Source organism: Paenibacillus sp. N119s (assembly GCF_059447605.1).
In genome coordinates, this window is record NZ_JCAJRU010000330.1 from 1 (window position 1) to 4267 (window position 4267).

At 45.4% G+C, this 4267-nt stretch carries 7 protein-coding genes and 1 pseudogene; 5 read left to right on the forward strand and 3 right to left on the reverse strand.

Going from position 1 to position 4267, the window contains the following annotated elements; genetic code table 11:
• Positions 1 to 185: IS3 family transposase (locus AC5V8P_RS23870; protein ID WP_495473938.1), on the forward strand; the 185-nt coding region annotated here is incomplete at its 5' end.
• Between the two features lie 263 nt (positions 186 to 448).
• Here the strand turns inward: AC5V8P_RS23870 and AC5V8P_RS23875 are convergent.
• A pseudogene (locus AC5V8P_RS23875) lies at positions 449 to 598 on the reverse strand (D-mannonate oxidoreductase); the annotation flags it as partial.
• A 496-nt stretch (positions 599 to 1094) separates the two neighbouring features.
• On the opposite strand from AC5V8P_RS23875, the gene AC5V8P_RS23880 reads away from it, so the two are divergent.
• Positions 1095 to 1628: a DUF6143 family protein gene (locus tag AC5V8P_RS23880; protein ID WP_063213901.1), complete on the forward strand. Its 534-nt coding sequence runs from the start codon at positions 1095 to 1097 to the stop codon at positions 1626 to 1628.
• A 123-nt stretch (positions 1629 to 1751) separates the two neighbouring features.
• The gene (locus tag AC5V8P_RS23885) at positions 1752 to 2327 is read left to right on the forward strand and encodes a hypothetical protein (protein WP_063213900.1); all 576 of its coding nucleotides are present in this window, start codon (positions 1752 to 1754) and stop codon (positions 2325 to 2327) included.
• A 107-nt stretch (positions 2328 to 2434) separates the two neighbouring features.
• Here AC5V8P_RS23885 and AC5V8P_RS23890 read toward each other — a convergent pair whose 3' ends face one another.
• Both AC5V8P_RS23890 and rlmH read right to left on the reverse strand, forming a co-directional pair.
• Positions 2435 to 2677, reverse strand: coding sequence for a hypothetical protein (locus AC5V8P_RS23890; protein WP_064797014.1), 243 nt, complete (start codon positions 2675 to 2677; stop codon positions 2435 to 2437).
• A gap of 190 nt (positions 2678 to 2867) precedes the next feature.
• Positions 2868 to 3347 (reverse strand): 23S rRNA (pseudouridine(1915)-N(3))-methyltransferase RlmH, encoded by a 480-nt coding sequence (gene rlmH / locus AC5V8P_RS23895; protein ID WP_064797013.1) that lies wholly within the window; start codon positions 3345 to 3347, stop codon positions 2868 to 2870.
• A 303-nt stretch (positions 3348 to 3650) separates the two neighbouring features.
• On the opposite strand from rlmH, the gene AC5V8P_RS23900 reads away from it, so the two are divergent.
• Positions 3651 to 3863 carry a hypothetical protein gene (locus AC5V8P_RS23900; protein ID WP_063213897.1) on the forward strand — a complete coding sequence of 71 codons (213 nt, stop codon included), beginning with the start codon at positions 3651 to 3653 and terminating at the stop codon, positions 3861 to 3863.
• Positions 3864 to 3957: 94 nt separating this feature from the next.
• Positions 3958 to 4267 (forward strand): helix-turn-helix domain-containing protein (locus AC5V8P_RS23905; protein ID WP_495473939.1); only part of this gene is annotated, 310 nt, incomplete at its 3' end.

The window sequence follows — 4267 nt, forward strand, 5'->3', positions numbered from 1 at the left end:
GTTATCAGCGGCACGAATTTGAAAGCTATCCCCATGCGTATGAAGTTGTTACTGGCTTTATCCACAACTATAATCATGATCGGCTACATGGCAGCATCTATGATATGTCGCCTTACGAGTATATGACTGCAATTAAGCAGGGTACGGTGGAAGCGAAGCTAATTGTACTCTGGCGGTTGTATTAACACAAAAAGCACCCGTAAAATAAACATTCAGGGGCCCAGCTAATAAAGCTATTTCCTAGTTCGCTTTTTCAATCCCACTTTATAATATTTCCATAATATTTGCGTCACTTATGGTACGGTTCAGCTTAACGGAGCTAACGGCGAATTTTCTGTTGCCTCAGCCGTTACTTTGTCTAGAGAACGGGCATTCTAGTCTCGCCCAGTATACCCAAGCCAGGCTTCTTCGAATGATCAGAATCCGACAGCAAATCTGCAAGCTCGGAGACCGCTTCGCCCTTCTCCGCCGTACGGTTCAGGATCGCAATCTTGACTCCTTGCCGTTCGAGTTCGACAGCCATCGCGGAGCAAAGAACGCCTCCTCCACCCATAACTACGGCGACTTTCCCTTTTAAATTATCGTTAATGGGCAGCATTTGGTTCCTCCTTCTTAGCTCACTCCAAAGAATCCCAAATTCCCCAAAAATACATGACCCCCGAGAGCTCTATCGTATAATCTATAGCCAGGCCTGCATTCTTCGCAAAAAATTGATTCAGCTAAAAATATGGTAACGTCCAACCCAGTAAACACATGAAGGAATAAGATATTAAAGTGATCTGATACTTTCATCAACATCATTTTGCTAAGGTGAAAATCAAGGTTTATGCGCTAAATGGAAAGAAGACTCTCATTCACACCGTTACACTTAGTGTTAAACCTAATTCATCCACTTACAATATTCTCAACGTGGCCAAAACTATGCAATATGAGGTCCAATTTATTACAAATGAGTCGGAGGTGCTTTTTGCATCATTTGGAGTCAGTCCAAAAGACCGCTTCGTTGCAGCACATCGAGTCGTTTACAGTGAATTAACAAGAATCGTTTCAGCAGTGAAACAGACTTAATTAATAATAAGAAGCAGGTGAATAAAATGGCAAAAAAAGTACTACCTCAGGTCGTCACGGTTCCGCAATCTTTATATAGGTCTCTTCGCGGTAAGTATTTTATTGGTTATGCAGATAACCTAACATTTGGGAAAGGAACGAGTGCTTGGGCAAGGCTCTATAATCCTCCTCATTCGGGAGTGAAGTTATTTGTCAACGTATGGACAGTGACAGATGTAACTACAACCCCCTTTCGAGCCCAATTCTGGTTTAATGCTAAAGCCCCAGGCACACCTACTAACGTACGTACCACCCCAACCAATACGTCACTTAGACCTCTTCCTAACTCTCGAGTCAAATTGCAGCTTGCAAACAAGGTGAAAGGGGACCCAGTTGGGGGAATCAAGGCTTTCGTGCGGAGAGCAGTAGCAAGGGAAACGCTGGTGGAGGAAGAAGGAGGTAAAATCATTATTCCACCAGGGGGGAATTTCCTTGTATTCTTATCGAATCCCGAAACACCAAAATTGGTAGGGAGGGGGAGGGTCGCTTTCGGTTGGTGGGAAGAAAAAATAAAGGATTAGACCATTCATTCAATCCGTATCTTCTTATCTGCATGTCCAAATGCTTGTAGAAATCAACAAGCCGTCAAACGCAACATATGTTGAATTTAGGAGGTATGCCGGAAAGCAAGGAGGGAGAAAAAAATGACCCAACAATCGAACCCCAACCGGTTTGTATCCGCACGCGTTCTACGTGATGTTGCCAAGGCGATGCTGCCTTTCTATCTGGCAATCGCAGCCAACAAGGTGTACGCTACCCGATGGGGCAAGGCAGTCGTAACGGGCAACGGCACGGAGATGATGAGATTGTTCCGTCTAGCGTCGCCTTTTGCCAAAAAACCGCTGCCCGGAACCTTCAAGAGCGGGTACAACGTGTTCTTTGAATTCAAGGGTCCGATCGATATTTATGGCAGCGAGACCTCGCTTCCGCCGGGGACGCTTAAGCTTATCCTTAAGGAAATAAAGGCACACCAGGCGATAGCGAGGGGAATTTTACCACTGTACAAAGCATTGGCATTCAATAACGCGTTCAGACAAGTATTGGCCAAGGCGATCCGCCGCGGTGATACTCAAACGGTTACGTTTCTGATACGCGGACTTGTGAAAACCTCGCAGCTTCGTTCTGTAAAAATTCAAGGATCCGGTGTGGTGCTCGCCTTTAAGTTCGCATTCAGCCGGTACACGTACGAGCATTTGCTGTACCATCCAGTGTTCGAATGAACAATCGAGGTCTCATTTCCCCAAGGTACATTCAGGAATGTTCAATGACGATAAAAGGCAATGGTTTCTTATGCCATTGCCCTTTTGTATACACTGGATATATTCTGTTATACAAATACTCTGGTATGAGGTGGGGAATGGAATGTTCCCCCAACAACAATGATTCTTTGTCCTTTTTTGAAAATGAGTTTTTGATTTTTAGTACCACGAACAATCGCAGTTACTGTTGCATTATTCGCGGTTGCTACGTAGACTACGTGCCCATCCGAAACTCGTTCCCGTCTCCAGTTCTTATCAAAGGTAGCTAAAAGAACTCGATTCGATACAGTAAAATTACGAAAAGTCGGCATAGTATGTCTCCTCCTAAACGTGATTAATAATGTATCGTATGTTAAATATGGTTTGAATGAAATCGACATGAGTGGAAACCCTTGATCTGCAGATTTCATCAAATGCAAAATTCACGTATCTTATTTGACTTGCGTAGGTTCTATTCTAATTATTAAAAAGAGTTCATCAGATCCTTACAAAAAATTTGCGTCATTTGTGATACGGTTCCCCCCGATTAATCTTCACCGCCCGATAAATCTGCTCCACCAGCACCAGCCGCATCAACTGATGCGGCAAGGTTATCCTTCCGAAGCTCAGCTTCTGCTGGGGGTGGCGGAGGACCTCGTCAGAGAGACCGTGGCTGCCGCCAATGACGAAAACAACATGGCTTGTGCCGTAGGTGCCGAGCTTGTCCAACTCCCCAGCGAGCTCTTCCGAGCTCCAGAGTTTGCCGTCGATGGCAAGCACAATGACATGTGCTTCACTTTTCACATGAGCGAGGATACGCTCGCCTTCTCGCTCCTTGACCTGTCGGACTTCCGCCTCGCTCAGTGAGTCAGGAGCCTTTTCGTCCGCTACCTCGATCACTTGGAATTTAATGTACGGGCCCAGTCGTTTAGCGTATTCCTGAATCCCCATGATCAAATACTTCTCTTTTAACTTGCCAACACCTATAAGTTGAATAAACAAATTCCATACCCCTATCTATATCGAATGATAATGTAAAATCGTATTTACGATCCCTAACATGAGAAGATATCTTTAACATGGCTATTGTAGCACCTGATTCATCTCTTACCTATCTATTTCCTATTTAGCCCCCAAATGAACTTGGACAGTACACCTCTTATTCCGATAGAATGAAATCAATCGGAGGGGACGACAATGGAGAGAAAACGGTATGATCTGAATTTCAAGAAGATGGTAGTAAGCAAAGGGTACAAGATCGGCAATATGACAGCTGTTGCCCGGTAACATGATTTGGATCCGAAAATGGTACTGCGCTGGGCGAAGCAGCTTGAGCGTAAGGATCAGGAACAATTGGATGGCAGGGCTTTAAAGCAGCCCACTTTCGTTCCAACAGCCAGCGACTACGCCGCTTTGGCGAAAGAACATGAGAAGCTCAAAAAGCTCTATGCCGAGCAGGCGCTAGAGAGAGAAATCCTCCGAGACCTGTTAAAAAAACGAACCCACACTTGCGGATAAAATAGCGATTGCGAACGTCTACATCTCGCAAGGTCATTCCATCAGCCTTGTACTGCGTATCTTGGAAGTGGAACGTTTCACGTATTATGCATACGTGAATCGTCGGAACAAGTCCTCAGCATTGATTCTCAAAAGCGGTCGTCCCACGCCAGGTTACAGCTTCACACAAGAGGGCAAGCGGATCAGTGATGAACAAATCAAAGAGTGGATCATGGAGATGCTGGCTGACGAGTATACGTCTGTGTATGGCTCCCGCAAGCTGACGAAGCTCTTAAATCGCCAGCATCAGCTGGTGATCAACAAGAAGAAAGTCTACCGGCTGTGCAAGCAGATACGTGTCTTGCGTCCGCAGCGGAAGCTCAGGGTCAAGCATCCGAAGAGACTCGCGAATAATCGAACCATCA